This window comes from Rhodopseudomonas boonkerdii, from assembly GCF_021184025.1.
Taxonomy (GTDB): Bacteria; Pseudomonadota; Alphaproteobacteria; order Rhizobiales; family Xanthobacteraceae; genus Tardiphaga; species Tardiphaga boonkerdii.
The window spans coordinates 3,962,450-3,977,907 of the sequence record NZ_CP036537.1 but is presented as its reverse complement, the minus strand read 5'-3'; the positions used below and the strand labels follow the sequence as shown (position 1 = coordinate 3,977,907).

Below are 15,458 nucleotides of genomic sequence, written 5' to 3'. Positions count from 1 at the left end.
CGGAGCTGCTCATGTCCATGACCTTGCCCAACGACCAGGAAGCCGCCCCGCTGCATGGCACGCTCATCGCCGATGCCGCGGCCGATGCGCAGCTGCGCGAGGATATTAGGCTGCTTGGCCGCATTCTCGGCGACACCGTGCGCGATCAGGAAGGCGCTGCGGTCTTTGATCTTGTGGAGAATATCCGCCAGACCTCGGTGCGCTTTCATCGCAATGAGGACAAGGACGCCAGGCGCGAACTGGAAGCCATCCTCGACGGCATGACGACCGCAGACACCGTGCGCATCGTTCGTGCCTTCAGCTATTTCTCGCATCTCGCCAATATCGCCGAGGATCAGAACAATATCCGCCGCATGCGTGCCCAGCGCGCCGATGCCGCCTCCGCCAATGGCACGCTGGCGCATGCCGTCGCGCGCGCGCAGGAGGCGGGCATCGATGCCAAGATGCTCGGAAAATTCTTCAGCCAGGCGCTGGTGTCGCCGGTGCTGACGGCGCATCCGACCGAAGTCCGTCGCAAGAGCACCATCGACCGCGAAATGGAGATCGCTGCTTTGCTCGATCGCCGCGAGCGCATGCAGCTCACGCCGGAGGAAACCGAGACGCTGGATGAGGCGCTGCGCCGTGCGGTGGTTACGCTGTGGCAAACCAATCTGCTCCGTCGCAGCAAGCTGACGGTCCTCGATGAGGTCGCCAATGGTCTCGCCTTCTACGACTATACGTTTCTGCGCGAGGTGCCGCGGCTGCATTGCCGGTTGGAGGATAGTCTGCGCGAGCACGGCGGCCCGGAGGCGCTGCCATCATTCCTGCGTATGGGCAGCTGGATCGGCGGCGACCGCGATGGCAATCCGTTTGTTACCGCTGATGTGATGCAGGGCACCGTGATGCTGCAGAGCCGGCGTGCCTTCAGCTTCTATCTCGACGAGCTCCACGCGCTCGGCGCGGAACTGTCGATGGCAGCGCATCTGTCCGAGGTCTCCGACGAATTGCGCGCTCTGGCGGAGCGCTCTCCCGACCCGTCGCCGCATCGCGCCGGCGAGCCATATCGCCTGGCGATTTCCGGGATTTACGCGCGGATGGCGGCGACAGCGCATGCGCTCAAACTACCTAACCGACGCGCCGCTGTCGGTGAAGCGCCGCCTTATGCATCGGCGGCCGAGTTTAAGGCCGATCTCGACGTACTGGATCGCTCGCTTCATGCGGATAATTCCCGCGTGATCGCGCGCGGCCGGCTGCGCACGCTGCGCCGCGCCGTGGAGTGCTTCGGCTTCCATCTCGCCAGTCTCGACATCCGGCAGAATTCGGCCGTGCACGAGCGGACGGTCGCGGAGCTGATCGACGCGGCGATGCCTGGAAAGTCCTATCTGGCGTTGGACGAGGATGCGCGCATTGCGCTGCTGTCTGCCGAGTTGAAGAACGCGCGGCCATTGTCGTCGCTGTTCGTGAAATATAGCGAGGAGACCATCGGCGAACTCGCGCTGTTCCGGATGGCGGCCGAGGTGCATGCCAAGTTCGGCGATGCGGCAATCCCTCAATGCATTATCTCCATGTGCAAGGGCGTCTCCGATATGCTGGAGGTCGCGGTGTTGCTGAAGGAAGTCGGGCTCGTCGATTCCTCCGGCCGCAGCGGTATCAACATCGTGCCGTTGTTCGAGACCATCGAGGATCTGCAGGCCTCCGCCAAGATCATGGATCGGCTGTTCGCGCTGCATGACTATCGTCGTCTTGTGGATAGCCGGGGCGGTGTGCAGGAGGTCATGCTCGGCTATTCCGACAGTAACAAGGATGGCGGCTTCGTTACCTCGGGTTGGGAGCTGTACAAGGCGGAGATCGGCCTCGTCGATGTGTTCGAGCGCCATCACATTCGTCTGCGCCTGTTCCATGGCCGCGGCGGCTCGGTGGGGCGTGGTGGCGGGCCGAGCCACGACGCTATTCTCGCGCAGCCCGGTGGCGCGGTGGACGGCCAGATCCGCATCACCGAACAGGGTGAAATCATCTTCAGCAAATATTCGAATGCCGAGGTCGGGCGCAACAACCTCGAAATCCTTGCCGCGGCGACGTTGGAAGCGAGCTTGCTCGCGCCCAGACAGAGCGCGCCGCGCAGCGCGTATTTGGAAGCGATGGAGGAAATCTCCGCACTCGCCTTCAAGGCCTATCGCGGCCTGGTCTACGAGACCGAGGGCTTCGTCGATTACTTCTGGGAATCCACGGTTATCAACGAAATCTCGACGCTTAACATCGGCAGCCGTCCGGCTTCGCGCAAGAAGACGCGGGCGATTGAGGATCTGCGCGCGATTCCGTGGGTGTTCTCATGGGCGCAATGCCGGCTGATGCTGCCCGGCTGGTTCGGTTTCGGCAGCGCGATTGAGGCGTGGCTGGTCAAACATCCCGAAAAGGGCATGGCCTTCCTGCAGGAGATGCATCGCGAATGGCCGTTTTTCCGCATGCTGTTGTCGAATATGGACATGGTGCTGGCGAAGAGCTCGATCGCGATTGCTTCACGCTATGCGGAGCTCGTCGCTGACGAGATTCTCCGTGAGAAGATTTTCGGCCGCATTCGCCGCGAATGGCATCTGACAATCGAGACGCTGCTCAATGTGATGGAGCAAGAAGGGCTGTTGCAAGGCAATCCGCTTTTGGAACGCTCGATCCGCAACCGTTTTCCGTATCTCGATCCGCTCAATCATGTGCAGGTGGAGCTGTTGAAAGAGCATCGTGCGAACAATCCTGATGAACAGGTGCTGCGCGGGATTCAACTGACGATTAATGGGATTTCGGCGGGGTTGAGGAATAGCGGGTAGGGGGATCCCTCCCCCTTGCGGGGAGGGATAAGAAAGTCTCAACAGAAATGGGCGCCCTGCGTTTCAACATAAACGGCATAGAGCGACTGGCTCGCCGTCATGAACAGCCGGTTCCGCTTCTTGCCGCCGAAACACACATTGGCACAGGTTTCCGGCAGCTTGATTTGCCCGATGCGCTGCCCATCCGGCGCAAAAATCTGCACGCCGTCATAGCCCTCGCCAACCCAGCCGGCACCGACCCAGATATTGCCTTCGGTATCGACGCGTAGCCCATCGGGGAAACCGGACTTGCCATCCAGCGTCATGTCGATCAACGGCTTGCCATTGCTCAGCTTGTCACCGTTGACGTCATACTGCCACACGACATTCTTCGCATTGGGGTAATGCGTGATGCCGGTATCGCAGACATAGAGCTTCTTGTAGTCCGGGCTGAAGGCGAGCCCGTTCGGCTTGAACGGTTCGTCGGCGACCTTGCTCACCTGTCCGCTCGCGGGGTCGATGCGATACACCGCTTCCTTCTGCTGCGGCGATACGGAGCCGGTATTGGCGAGCTGGCCTTCATAGATGCTGACGCCGCCATAGCCGGGATCGGTGAACCAGATCGACTTGTCGACGGGGCTGACCACCATGTCGTTCGGTCCGTTGAGCGGCTTGCCATTGGCCTGTTCGGCCAGTGTGGTGACACTGCCATTGTGCTCGAAGCGGACGAGGCGGGTGCGCTGCGCGGTGAGCTGCCGCCCCTCGGTGTCGAAGGAATTGCCGTTGCTCTCTTCCGAGGGATAACGGAAGCGTTCGGAAATATGGCCATCGTCGTCGAGATAGCGCAGCTGGCGATTGGCGGGGATATCGCTCCAGATCAGGAACTGGCCCTGCGCATTCCAGGCCGGCCCTTCGGCCCACAGACAGCCTGTATAAAGTCGCTTGATCGCGGTGTTGCCGACCTTGGCCTTGAAGCGCTTGGCGTCGATGACGACGATGTCGGGGTCGGGATAGCGCTGCGGTTCGGCATTCGGCCCGAAGTCGCGCGCGAAAGCTTTCGGTGCAACGATGGTCGAGGCGGCGAGGGCACCGGCGGTTTGAAGGATACGTCGGCGGTTGAGTGAGATGACGGTGGGGTCGTCGTCGCGCGTGGCAAACGGAGTTGGCATCGTCGTCCTCCCTGTTGTTCCGGCTTCACTGCCGGTTGCAGAGAGGCTAGCGCGTTGCGAGGCCGATGCCAGCGATTTCGTTGCTGCCGCGCGGTGGCGGCGTTGCACAAAACAAAAAAGCCCGGATAACGCCGCGCGTCATCCGGGCTTCGCAATTATATCAATCTGCGAAGAATCAGACTTCCTGCTTGCCCGAGGCAAAGATCGCAAGCAGCGTGATCACCGCCGCAGCCAGCACATAGTAGCCGATATAGGTGAGGCCGTAATTCGCCTGCAGCCAGGTGGCGATATAGGGCGCCAGCGACGCACCGAAGATGCTCGCCAGATTGAACGTCATGGACGAGCCGGTGTAGCGCACCGCAGTGGGAAACGGCGCGGCGAGGGCTGCACCGATCAGGCCGTAATTGATGCCGAAGATGGCGAGGCCGATCAGCGCGAAAGCATAGATGCCCGCGACACCGCTGCCGAGCAAAGGCGCGACGAAGAACGAGAACACGATCACCATCAGGCAGTTCGCGATCAACAGTGTGCGGCGACCGATCTTGTCGGCGAGAAGACCCGCGAGAATGTTGGTGGTGCCGAAAGCGACGGCGCCGGCAATCTGCACCTTCAGCGCATCGAGCAGCGACATCTTCACGACGCCGACATTGTAGGACAAGAGGTAGGCGGTGCAGACATAGAAGAACACGAAGGTCATGAGACCAACGAGCGTGCCGAGCAGCAGGCTACGCTTGTGCCGCTTCAGGAGCTCGATGCCGGGGACGGCGACGCGTTCGGCCTTGTCGATGGCCTTCTGGAATTCCGGCGTTTCGGTGATGGAAAGGCGCACCCACAGGCCGATGACGATCAGCACGATGGAGGCGAGGAACGGCACGCGCCAGGCCCAGCCGAGGAACGCGTCCGGTGAAACGAAGTGCAGCAGGATCCAGAACGTGCCGGAGGCGAGGAACAGGCCGAGCGGCGCACCGAGCTGCGGAAACATGGCGTACCAGTTGCGCTTGCCTTCGGGGGCGTTCTCGGTGGCGAGCAGCACGGCGCCGCCCCATTCACCGCCGAGGCCGAGTCCTTGCCCGAAGCGGCACAGCACCAGCAGCAGCGGCGCCGCGATGCCGATCTGCGCATGGGTCGGCAGCAGGCCGATCACCACCGTCGAGATGCCCATGGTGAGCAAGGCCGCGACCAGCGTGGTCTTGCGGCCGACACGATCACCGAAATGGCCGAACACGATGGCGCCGATCGGGCGCGCGAAGAAGGCGATGGAGAACACCGCGAACGACGCCAGCAGCGCCGCCGTGTCATTGCCGGCCGGGAAGAACAGCTTCGGGAACACCAGCACTGCGGCGGTGGCATAAACGTAGAAATCGAAGAACTCGATGGTGGTGCCGATCAGGCTCGCGGTGAGAACGCGCGCTGGCGAGTTCAGGGTCTTCGATTGCGGCAGGGCCGCGGAGGGCATGGTGCCCGCGTGATCGCTCATTGTGATGTCCAGCAAATGCGGCAGCGTCCGCAAGCGCGCGACGTCGAGCCTTGTTATTTGCCGGTCACATAGCCGACCTTGGCGGGAACGGGAATTCTTTATTGCGAAATTTGGGCGGGCACGGGTCAGACAAGGTCGTTATGCATAGCTATTTGAGCAATATAGTTTCGTTTTCGATCTGGGGTTGCAATTGTCTGTACAAGCACAGGCCCTCATGGTGAGGAGGCGCCCTTAGGCGCCGTCTCGAACCATGAGCTCGCCGGGCTCCACGCCTGCCGCCATCCTTCGCGACGCAGCGCAAGGGCGCTGCTCCTCAGGATGAGGGCAGAGCGTGCGGAAGCGTGTGTCGCTTACACCGGATCCCAGCTGAAAATATCGGCCGAACGGTCGAGCTTGTAGAACGACGACTTCAGTGCCGGCATGCCGTGCTCGGCCAGGGTCTGCGGGGTCCAGCCTTCGTCGCGGTGGATCGAGCGGATCGGGCGGGACTGGCCCATCAGGAAGATCTCGTTCATGCGCGCGGCAAAGATCTGCCCGGTGACGTCCTTGCCCGCATCCGACAGCAGGAAGGCGACCAGCGGTGCGATCTTCTCCGGGCCCATGCGCTGCATGCGCTCGACGCGGGCCTTCTCGGCTTCGGTCTCGGTGGGGATCGAGCCGATCATGCGGCTCCAGGCGAAGGGCGAGACGCAATTCGAATTGACACCGTAGCGCTGCATGTCGAGGGCGATCGACTTCGATAAGCCGACAATGCCGAGCTTGGCGGCGGCATAGTTAGCCTGGCCGAAATTCCCGACGAGACCGGATGTCGAGGTGAAGTGCACGAAGGAGCCCGAGTTCTGCTCGCGATAGATACGGGCGGCGGCATGCGAGGTGTAGAACGAGCCCATCAGATGGACCTTGATCACGGCCTCGAACGCATCGATCGACATCTTGTGGAAGATGGCGTCGCGCAGAATGCCGGCATTGTTCACCACGCCGTCGAGACGGCCATAGGTGTCGACGGCCTGCTTGATGATCTTGCTGGCGGGAATGGCTTCGGCGACCGACTCGAAATTGGCGACGGCCTTGCCGCCGGCCTTCTTGATTTCCTCGACGACTTCTTCGGCGGGTGCGGCGCTCGAACCGGCGCCGTCGGTGGCGCCGCCGGGATCGTTGACGACGACGCTCGCGCCTTCAGCTGCGCAGAGCAGTGCGATGCCGCGGCCGATGCCGCGCCCGGCGCCGGTGACGACGATGACCTTGCCGTCGAGCATTTTGGATTGTGCCATGTGGTGGTTCCTCTTGGTTGAAACTCAGGTGTTTGTGGTCACCTCTCCCCGCCGGGGAGAGGTCGGCGCGTAGCGCCGGGAGAGGGGAGCCCCACACTCCGACGCCACGCGGGGCGCCCCCTCTCCCTAACCCTCCCCCCGGAGGGGGGAGGGGACGCTTCGGCGCGTGTCGCTACTTCTCATTCGTAAAAATCACCGTCCCTGATGCTGCGAACATGCCGCCGACGCCATGGCAGACGGAAATCTTTGCGCCCGGCACCTGCGCCGGAGCGATGCCGCGCATCTGGCGGACGCTCTCCTGTAGCGCATACATGCCGTACATGCCGGAATGCATGTAGCTCAGTCCGCCGCCATTCGTATTCAGCGGCAGCTTGCCGCCGGGGCGCGTGTTGCCGTCGGCGATGAACTTGCCGGTTTCTTCATGCGGCATGAAGCCGAGATCGCCGAGGCCATAAAGCGGCAGATGCGCGAAGGCGTCGTAGATCATCAGGTGGTCGACATCATTATGGGTGATCCCGGCCTCGCGGAAGGCGGTCGGGCCCGCCACCTTGAAGGCGCGCGAGGAGTTGAAGGTTTCCATCTGGCTGACCATCGGCGTTTCCACGCTTTCGCCAGTGCCGAGGATATAGACCGGCTTCTGCGGGAAATCCTTGGCGCGATCGGCCGAGGTCAGGATCAGCGCGCCGCCACCATCGGTGACGAGGCAGCATTGCAGCAGGCGGAACGGATAGGCGATCATGCGCGAGTTCAGCACGTCCTCGACGGTGATCGGATCCTTCATCATCGCACGCGGATTCTTCGCCGCCCATTCGCGCTGCACCACAGCCACCGAGGCGAGCTGTTCATGCGTGATGCCGTAGGTCTTCATGAAGCGCAGCACGGGGATCGGGAACATACTCGGCGGACCATAGACGCCATAGGGCGCCTCGAACTGGCCTTGCAGCGAGTCCGCCGGGATCGAGCGCGGCAATTTGCCGATCATCGACTTGCCGCTTTCCGCATGGGTGATCAGCACGGTCTTGCACAGTCCGGCTTCGATGGCGGCGGCAGCGTGACGGACATGCAGCATGAAGGAGCAGCCGCCCACCGAGGTGCCGTCGGCCCAGGTTGGCGTGATGCCGAGATAATGCGCGAGTTGCTGCGGAGTCTCCACGGCGGTCGCGATGCCGTCGATGTCGGACAGTTTCAGTCCGGCATCCTTGATGGCGTTGAGTGCCGCATCCGCGTGGAGCTGGATCTGCGACATATTGGGAATGACGCCGAGTTCAGTGGTCTCGGCCGCGCCGACAACGGCGACTGCGTTTCTGCGCATGATCTCAGCCCTTCGCTGGTCGGAACACGGGGAGGGTGAGATTGTCGTCCACCTTTTGGAACGCGACCTCGAGCTTCATGTCCAACTCGAGTGCTTCGGGGGTCTGCGGACAATCAATGATGTTGCTCATCATCCGCGGGCCCTCATCAAGTTCGACAACCGCAATGGCGTAAGGTGGCGTGAAGCCTGGAGCGGCCGGGCGATGATTAATGACATAGCTGTAGAGGAAGCCCTTGCCGGATGCCTTGAACACCGAAACATTCCGCGAGGCGCATTTCGAGCAGAACGGGCGCGGCGGGAAATACACATGCGAACAGTCATCGCAGCGTTGCAGGCGCAGTTCGCCCGCCTTGGCGCCGTCCCAGTAATGCTGGGTTTCGGGTGTAGGTTTCGGGCGGGCCCGTGCGGGTTCGGCCATCTGTTTTCTCCCAGTGCCGGGATGGTCCCGGTTCGTTGTCGCGCAGGACATTCCACATTTGGCAGGGAGAGGTCCAGCGCGCGCGTTGCATAGCCATATCCTGTCATCGCGGACCACATTTGACACCAATCTGGTGGGATGGTCTGACTGCAGTCGAAGGCCGCAACCCCGTCGGGAATGTTGTGGCGGAATACCGGGAAACGAACAGGCGAGGCTCCATTGCGCAGCATCAGGATCGGCTCCGGCGCCGGCTATTCCGGCGATCGCATCGAGCCCGCGGTCGAGCTCGCCGAGAAGGGCGACATCCAGTATCTCGTGTTCGAATGCCTGGGCGAGCGTACGGTGGCGTTGGCGCAGCAGGCGCGGATGAAGAATCCTGACAGCGGTTTCGATCCGTTGCTTGAAGAACGCTTGCGCGCGGTGCTGCCGATCTGTGCGGCGAAAGGCATCAAGATCGTGACCAATATGGGCGCGGCCAATCCCGAAGCTGCGGCGCGCAAGACGGCGGAGATCGCCAAGGCGATGAGTCTGCCGAAACTGAAGATTGCCGCCATCGTGGGTGACGACGTCCTCGATGCCTGCAAGGACAGCGATCTGCCGGTGCTTGAATTCGACAGCACCATGCGCGGCCTCGGCAACAAGGTTCTCTCCGCCAACGCCTATCTCGGTGCCGAGCCGATGGCTGCGGCGCTCACGGGCGGTGCCGACGTCGTGATCACCGGCCGCGCCTCTGATCCCGCACTGTTTCTTGCCCCTATGATCCATGCCTTCGGCTGGTCGATGTCCGACTGGAATCTGCTCGGCCAGGGCATCGTTGTCGGCCATCTGCTCGAATGTGCGGGCCAGATCACTGGCGGGTACTTCGCCGACCCCGGCTTCAAGGATGTGGAAGGTCTGGCGCGGCTCGGCTTCCCCATCGGCGAGGTCAGCGAGGATGGCACGCTGGTGGTCACCAAGGTCGATGGCTCCGGCGGTGAAGTCTCTGCGCGCACCTGCAAGGAGCAATTGCTCTATGAGGTGCACGATCCCAAACGTTATCTGCAGCCCGATGTCATCGCAGATTTCTCCCAGGTCCGTATCGAGGAGATCGGCAAGGATCGCGTCCGCGTCACCGGCGGGCAGGGCACGCCGCGTCCGGATACGCTCAAGGTCTCGGTCGGTTACCTTGACAGTTATATCGGCGAAGGCCAGATCTCCTATGCTGGCCCGAACGCCGTCGCGCGTGGCCGTCTGGCGCTCGATATCGTGCGCGAGCGCCTGAAACTCACTGGTGTGGCGACATCCGAGATGCGCTTCGATCTGATCGGTGTCGATTCCCTCCATGGCGAATCCCTTGGTGCGCGCTCCGAACCCTATGAGGTTCGCGTCCGTGTCACGGGGCGCACCGACTCGCTGCGCGAAGCCGTTCGCATCGGCAACGAGGTCGAGACGCTTTATACCAACGGCCCAGCCGGCGGTGGCGGCGCCACCAAGTCGGCGCGTGAAGTGGTCGCCGTCGCTTCGGTTCTGTTGCCACGCGCGCAGGCAAAGCCGTCTGTCCGTTTCGTGGAGGCCTGAGATGAAGCTGCGCGACATCGCCCATTCCCGCACGGGGGACAAAGGCAACATTTCCAACATCTCGGTAATTGCCTTTGACGCAAAGCTTTTTCCGTTGCTATTATCGCAGGTGACCGCCGAGCGCGTGCGTGGCCTGTTCAAGGACATCGTTCGGGGCGAGGTGGTCCGCTATGAACTGCCCAATATTTCCGCACTGAATTTCGTGATGGATCAGGCACTTGGCGGCGGCGTTACGCGATCCCTGGCGCTCGACGCGCATGGCAAGTCGCTCAGCTCCGCGCTGCTCGATCTGGAAATTACGGGCTGTATCGGCGATACCGACGAGGCGCCGTGAACGCATCCGGTCACGGCCCGACAAGGAACCTGTGACCATGTCTGCACCGACTCTCGCCAGCCTCGCCGCCGATCTCGCCGCCGGCCGTACCACCTCCCGCAAACTGGTCGAGGACTGCCTCGCCAAAATCGCCGATCCGAACGGCGAGGGGCAGCGGGTCTATCTGCATGTGGACAAGGATGCCGCGCTGGCTGCCGCTGACGCCATGGATGCGTTGCGTAAGGTGGGTGCCGCGCCTTCGCGCTTCGCCGGCATTCCGGTTTCCATCAAGGATCTGTTCGACATCAAGGGGCAGGTCACTCGCGCCGGTTCGCGTGCGCTCGATGACAGCGCGCCGGCCGTGGCCGATGCGCCCGCCGTCGCCCGCTTGCGCGCTGCCGGTTTCATCCTGATCGGCCGTACCAATATGGTCGAATTCGCCTATTCGGGCATCGGCACCAATCCGCATTACGGCACGCCGAAAGGCGCCTGGAAGCGTGAGGTCGGCCATGTGCCGGGCGGTTCGTCCTCGGGCGCCGGCGTTTCGGTTCTCGACGGCATGGCCCATGCGGCGCTCGGCACCGATACCGGCGGCTCTTGCCGCATCCCGGCGGCCTTCAACGGCATCGTCGGCTACAAGCCGACCCAGCGCCGCGTGCCGCTCGATGGTGCCGTGCCGCTGTCCTTCACTCTCGACAGCATCGGCCCGCTGGCCCGCAGCGTTGCCTGCTGCGCGGCAATGGATGCCGTGCTCGCCGGCGAGCCGGAGTTTGAACTCACGCCCCGCGCCATCAAGGGCATGCGCCTTGCGGTGCCGACCACGATCGCGATGGACGAACTTGATTCCGTCGTTTCGGAAATCTTCGAGCGCACGATCAAGCTGCTCACCGAGAAGGGCGCGCTGATCGAGCGCATCGAGGTGTCGTCCTTCAACGACATCCCTCTGATGAGCAGCAAGGGCGGCTTCACCGCAGCGGAGAGCTATGCCTGGCATCGCGAGCTACTGGCCGCCAAGGGCGATGTCTACGATCCCCGCGTCTCCGTGCGCATCGCGCGCGGTGAGACACAGAACGCGGCCGATTACATCGACCTCCTGCCGATGCGCCGTTCGCTGATCGCGCGCACCGAGGCGACCATCGCGCCTTACGACGCGCTGGTGATGCCGACCTGTCCGATCGCGCCGCCGACCATCGCCGAGATGGACGACGACAAGGTGTTCGCCAAGAAGAACCTGATGGCGCTGCGCAACTGCACGCTGATCAACATGATCGACGGCTGCGCCATCTCGCTGCCGATCTCGCGCAAGGACGAAGCCCCTGTCGGCCTGATGCTGGCCGCTGCCGGTGGCAGCGACCGCCGCATCTTCGAACTCGCCGCCGGAGTGGAAAAGGCCGTGCGCGGCTAACTCCGTCTCTCATCCTGAGGAGCCGCGCAAAGCGCGGCGTCTCGAAGGATGGCAGCGGAGCGCCGTCAACTCATGGTTCGAGACGGCGCCGAAGTGGCGCCTCCTCACCATGAGGGACGGAGAGAATTCAGACTTTAACGAAGGACGACACATGACCACTCTCTCCCTCACGCTCGACGCCGCCGGCAAGAGCACCCCGCTCAACGTCACGCTGACCCAGGGCGTCATCGCCGGCTGGACCGGCCGAGATCCGGTCGCGCGCGATCATCACATCAAGGAACTGCAGGAACTCGGCATTGCCCCGCCGGCGACGACGCCGATCTATTATCGTTGTTCGGCACGTCGCTTCACCACTGACGGCATGATCGAATGCACCGATGTGAATTCGTCGGGCGAGGTAGAGTTCTGCCTGATCGCTTCCGGCGGCAAGACCTATGTCGGCGTTGGCTCCGATCATACCGACCGGCAGGTCGAGACCTACAACATCACCGTGTCGAAGCAGATGTGCGACAAGCCGATCGCGCCGGTGGTGTGGGCGCTCGAGGAGGTATTGCCGCACTGGGACGAGATTATCCTGCGCTCCTGGGCCACCATCAAGGGCGAGAAGGTGCTGTATCAGGAGGGCAAGCTCAGCGGCATGCTGCCGGTTGCCGAACTCATCAAGAAGGGTTTTGATGCCGACAAGCTGCCGGACGGCACCGCCATGTTTGGCGGCACCTTTGCAGCCAAGGGCGGCATCCGTCCCGCCGATCGCTTCGACTACGAGATCGAAGACCCCGTGCTGAAGCGCAAGATCAGCCATGGGTATGACATCAAGACCCTGCCGGTGGTGGGCTGAGGTTCTTAACCTCTTCCCGCAAAAGGGCGGGGAGAGGTTAAGGGGGCCGGAAATCGGGTGGTTCAGTCCTCGCCATCCGCTTCACAATGCAGCCGGATATGCTGCCGATGATCGGCACGCCTAACGGAGCGGCTGCATCATGCCACCTGCGACTCTCGCTAAACGCTCTTCGCCCTCGGAAGACACGCGCCTCGATACGATCGACTGGCAGCGCATCGGCGACGATCTCGATGCCCAGGGCTGCGCTGTCTTCGACAAGCTCCTCACATCGGAGGAATGCTGCGCGCTGTCAGCGCTCTATCGCGATGACGCACGCTTCCGCAGCCGCATCGTGATGGCCCGCCATGGTTTCGGCCGCGGCGAGTATAAATACTTCAACTATCCGCTGCCCGATCCCATCGCGGCGCTGCGTCCCGCGCTCTATGGCCCGCTCAGCGCCATCGCCAATCGCTGGAACGCGGCCATGGGCATCGATGTGCGTTTCCCTGACGATCAATTTGCCTTTCTCAGGCGTTGCCACGAGGCCGGCCAGACCCGGCCGACGCCGCTATTGCTGCAATATGACCCCGGCGACTACAATTGCCTGCATCAGGATCTCTATGGCGAGCACGTCTTCCCGCTGCAGGTGGCGATCCTGCTGTCGCAGCCCGGCGAAGATTTTACGGGCGGAGAATTCGTGCTCACCGAACAGCGCCCGCGCATGCAATCGCGCGCGGAGGTGGTTTCGCTCAAACAGGGAGATGCCGTCGTGTTTGCCGTGCATCACCGCCCGGTCCAGGGCACGCGCGGCAGCTACCGTGTTAACCTGCGCCACGGCGTCAGCCGTGTTAAGACGGGCCGGCGCCATACGCTGGGCGTGATCTTCCACGATGCAAAGTGAGTGAATGACCGACCTGTTCGCGACAACGACCGATGCCCAGCCCGCGCGCGAGCAACTCGGCGAAGGTGCTGTGTTGTTGCGTGGTTGCGTCGGCGATGACGAGCAGGCGCTGCTCGTCGACCTCCGCACCATCATCAAGGCGGCACCGTTCCGCCATCTGGTCACGCCGGGCGGCCATACGATGTCGGTGGCAATGACCAATTGCGGCCGCGTCGGCTGGGTGTCGGACGCGCGAGGTTATCGCTATGATCCCGTCGATCCCGACAGCGGCCGGAACTGGCCGGAGATGCCGCCATCGTTGCGTAGTGTCGCCGCGCGGGCGGCAGCGGAAGGCGGTTATGAGAATTTTGCGCCCGATGCGTGCCTTATCAATCGCTATAAGCCCGGCGCAAAAATGTCCCTGCATCAAGACAAGGACGAGCTCGATCTCGGTGCGCCCATCGTGTCGGTCTCGCTCGGCTTGCCGGCGACATTCCTGTTCGGTGGCTTCACGCGTCACGCGCCGCAGAAACGCTATCGTCTGACCCATGGCGATGTTGTCGTCTGGGGCGGTGCGTCGCGCCTGGCCTATCACGGCGTCGCGCCGCTGCCGGAGGGCGAGCATCCCGTGATGGGCGCCCAGCGCATCAATCTCACATTCCGTAAGACGAGATGAATGGCAGCTACATTCGTCATTCCGGATTCGCGCAATTGCGCGCCCCGGAATGACAGCGTGATGCGAGTTTAATCGCTCGATTAAAATTTGCTGGCAAAGCGTACGACGTCTGATTACGCTTCCTCCATAAAAAACAAAACGAGGGAACGACCATGACCCGTATGGGCCTGCTGGCGATTGCTGTCGCATGTCTGAACACGATGGCCTCCGCCGAGCCGATTACGAAGCCTCTCGCCATCGCCGTGCTGAACGACAAGAGTTCCGTCTTCTCCGACGCCGGCGGTGTCGGCAGCGTGGTGGCGGCACAGCTCGCCATCGACGATATCGGCGGCAAGGTGCGCGGCCAGCCTGTAAAGCTGCTCGGCCCGGATCATCAAAACAAGACTGATATCGGTATCTCGCTGGCGCGCGATCTCTACGATCAGCAGGGCGTCGATGCGATTTTCGATATCGGCAACTCCGCCATCTCGCTCGGCGTGCAGAATCTCGCGCGCGAGCGGGGCAAGGTGCTGGTGCATGTCGGCTCCGCCACCGCCGATGTGTTCGGCAAACAATGCGCACCGACCGCCGCCATGTGGCTTTACGACACTTATTCGCTCGCACAAGGCATCGCGAAAGCCGTGGTGAAGGATGGCGGCGACACCTGGTTCTTCATCACCGCGGATTATGCTTTCGGCATCGCCATGCAGGCTGAAGTCTCGAAGGTCGTTGAAGCGGCCGGCGGTAAGGTGCTCGGTGCGGTGAAGCATCCGGTCGGCACGATGGATTTCTCGTCCTTCCTGCTGCAGGCGCAGTCATCGGGCGCGAAGGTGATCGCGCTCGCCAATGCGTCCGGCGATACTGTCACCAATATCAAACAGGCGCGCGAATTTCAGATCGGCGAAGGCAAGCAGAAGCTGGCGGTGCTGATCTTCTATCTCACCTCGGTGAAGGCGCTGGGTGCCGAATCCACGCAGGGCGTGCAATATCTCGAGGGCTATTACTGGGACAATGACGACGCCAGCCGCGATTTCGGCAAGCGCTTCATGGCCAGGCATGGCAAGATGCCGACCCATGCGCAGGCAGGCGTTTACAGCGCCGTGAAGCACTATCTGCGTGCCGCCGAAGCTGCGGGGGACAATGACGGTCTCAAGGTGATGCGGCAGATGAAGGCGATGCCGGTGGATGATTTCTTCGCACCCGGCGCGAAGCTGCGCGAGGACGGCCGTCTGATGAACGACATGCTATTGGCGGAGGTGAAGAAGCCTTCGGAAGTCAAGAGTGACTGGGATCTCTTGAGGATCAAGGGCAAGGTGAAGGCAGCGGACATCATGCGCCCCATCGGCGAGGGCGGCTGCACGCAGCTGGACCCGCCGGTGAAGCAGTAGCTTCTAGCCTCTCCCCGCC

General features: G+C 62.6%; 13 protein-coding genes. 8 read left to right on the top strand and 5 right to left on the bottom strand.

Going from position 1 to position 15,458, the window contains the following annotated elements:
• The first annotated feature begins 17 nt into the window (after window positions 1–17).
• Window positions 18–2,798 carry a phosphoenolpyruvate carboxylase gene (ppc, locus tag E0H22_RS18320; RefSeq protein WP_233026417.1) on the top strand — a complete coding sequence of 927 codons (2,781 nt, stop codon included), beginning with the start codon at window positions 18–20 and terminating at the stop codon, window positions 2,796–2,798.
• 38 nt (window positions 2,799–2,836) lie between these two features.
• On the opposite strand, the gene E0H22_RS18315 is transcribed toward ppc, so the two are convergent.
• From E0H22_RS18315 to E0H22_RS18295, 5 genes are all read right to left on the bottom strand, one after another.
• The gene (locus E0H22_RS18315; protein ID WP_233022422.1) at window positions 2,837–3,946 is read right to left on the bottom strand and encodes an SMP-30/gluconolactonase/LRE family protein; all 1,110 of its coding nucleotides are present in this window, start codon (window positions 3,944–3,946) and stop codon (window positions 2,837–2,839) included.
• 175 nt (window positions 3,947–4,121) lie between these two features.
• Window positions 4,122–5,423, bottom strand: coding sequence for an MFS transporter (locus tag E0H22_RS18310; protein WP_233022421.1), 1,302 nt, complete (start codon window positions 5,421–5,423; stop codon window positions 4,122–4,124).
• A gap of 350 nt (window positions 5,424–5,773) precedes the next feature.
• Window positions 5,774–6,694, bottom strand: a complete 921-nt coding sequence (locus tag E0H22_RS18305; RefSeq protein WP_233022420.1) for an SDR family NAD(P)-dependent oxidoreductase — start codon at window positions 6,692–6,694, stop codon at window positions 5,774–5,776.
• 172 nt (window positions 6,695–6,866) lie between these two features.
• Window positions 6,867–8,006: a thiolase C-terminal domain-containing protein gene (locus E0H22_RS18300; RefSeq protein WP_233022419.1), complete on the bottom strand. Its 1,140-nt coding sequence runs from the start codon at window positions 8,004–8,006 to the stop codon at window positions 6,867–6,869.
• A 4-nt stretch (window positions 8,007–8,010) separates the two neighbouring features.
• Entirely contained in the window at window positions 8,011–8,424 is a 414-nt protein-coding gene (locus E0H22_RS18295) for a Zn-ribbon domain-containing OB-fold protein (RefSeq protein WP_233022418.1), read from the bottom strand.
• A gap of 219 nt (window positions 8,425–8,643) precedes the next feature.
• Between E0H22_RS18295 and E0H22_RS18290 the strand changes: the two genes are divergently transcribed.
• The 7 genes from E0H22_RS18290 to E0H22_RS18260 all read left to right on the top strand — a co-directional run bounded on the left by E0H22_RS18290 (window position 8,644) and on the right by E0H22_RS18260 (window position 15,439).
• Complete coding sequence (locus E0H22_RS18290; protein ID WP_233022417.1) at window positions 8,644–9,981, top strand: acyclic terpene utilization AtuA family protein; 1,338 nt, start codon at window positions 8,644–8,646, stop codon at window positions 9,979–9,981.
• 1 nt (window position 9,982) lies between these two features.
• Window positions 9,983–10,315 carry an AtuA-related protein gene (locus tag E0H22_RS18285; RefSeq protein ID WP_233022416.1) on the top strand — a complete coding sequence of 111 codons (333 nt, stop codon included), beginning with the start codon at window positions 9,983–9,985 and terminating at the stop codon, window positions 10,313–10,315.
• 37 nt (window positions 10,316–10,352) lie between these two features.
• Complete coding sequence (locus tag E0H22_RS18280) at window positions 10,353–11,699, top strand: amidase (RefSeq protein WP_233022415.1); 1,347 nt, start codon at window positions 10,353–10,355, stop codon at window positions 11,697–11,699.
• Between the two features lie 151 nt (window positions 11,700–11,850).
• On the top strand, window positions 11,851–12,537 hold the full coding sequence (locus E0H22_RS18275) for a DUF2848 domain-containing protein (RefSeq protein WP_233022414.1): 687 nt from the start codon (window positions 11,851–11,853) through the stop codon (window positions 12,535–12,537).
• Window positions 12,538–12,676: 139 nt separating this feature from the next.
• Window positions 12,677–13,417, top strand: a complete 741-nt coding sequence (locus tag E0H22_RS18270) for a 2OG-Fe(II) oxygenase (RefSeq protein WP_233022413.1) — start codon at window positions 12,677–12,679, stop codon at window positions 13,415–13,417.
• Between the two features lie 4 nt (window positions 13,418–13,421).
• Entirely contained in the window at window positions 13,422–14,072 is a 651-nt protein-coding gene (gene alkB / locus E0H22_RS18265; protein ID WP_233022412.1) for a DNA oxidative demethylase AlkB, read from the top strand.
• 152 nt (window positions 14,073–14,224) lie between these two features.
• The gene (locus E0H22_RS18260; RefSeq protein WP_233022411.1) at window positions 14,225–15,439 is read left to right on the top strand and encodes an ABC transporter substrate-binding protein; all 1,215 of its coding nucleotides are present in this window, start codon (window positions 14,225–14,227) and stop codon (window positions 15,437–15,439) included.
• Window positions 15,440–15,458 lie beyond the last annotated feature (19 nt).

Bases quoted from the DNA above. Each gene is read 5' to 3' on its own strand.
- ppc (WP_233026417.1), top strand. From the start codon at position 18: ATGACCTTGCCCAACGACCAGGAAGCCGCCCCGCTGCATGGCACGCTC.
- E0H22_RS18315 (WP_233022422.1), bottom strand. From the start codon at position 3,946: ATGCCAACTCCGTTTGCCACGCGCGACGACGACCCCACCGTCATCTCA.
- E0H22_RS18310 (WP_233022421.1), bottom strand. From the start codon at position 5,423: ATGAGCGATCACGCGGGCACCATGCCCTCCGCGGCCCTGCCGCAATCG.
- E0H22_RS18305 (WP_233022420.1), bottom strand. From the start codon at position 6,694: ATGGCACAATCCAAAATGCTCGACGGCAAGGTCATCGTCGTCACCGGC.
- E0H22_RS18300 (WP_233022419.1), bottom strand. From the start codon at position 8,006: ATGCGCAGAAACGCAGTCGCCGTTGTCGGCGCGGCCGAGACCACTGAA.
- E0H22_RS18295 (WP_233022418.1), bottom strand. From the start codon at position 8,424: ATGGCCGAACCCGCACGGGCCCGCCCGAAACCTACACCCGAAACCCAG.
- E0H22_RS18285 (WP_233022416.1), top strand. From the start codon at position 9,983: ATGAAGCTGCGCGACATCGCCCATTCCCGCACGGGGGACAAAGGCAAC.
- E0H22_RS18280 (WP_233022415.1), top strand. From the start codon at position 10,353: ATGTCTGCACCGACTCTCGCCAGCCTCGCCGCCGATCTCGCCGCCGGC.
- E0H22_RS18275 (WP_233022414.1), top strand. From the start codon at position 11,851: ATGACCACTCTCTCCCTCACGCTCGACGCCGCCGGCAAGAGCACCCCG.
- E0H22_RS18270 (WP_233022413.1), top strand. From the start codon at position 12,677: ATGCCACCTGCGACTCTCGCTAAACGCTCTTCGCCCTCGGAAGACACG.
- alkB (WP_233022412.1), top strand. From the start codon at position 13,422: ATGACCGACCTGTTCGCGACAACGACCGATGCCCAGCCCGCGCGCGAG.
- E0H22_RS18260 (WP_233022411.1), top strand. From the start codon at position 14,225: ATGACCCGTATGGGCCTGCTGGCGATTGCTGTCGCATGTCTGAACACG.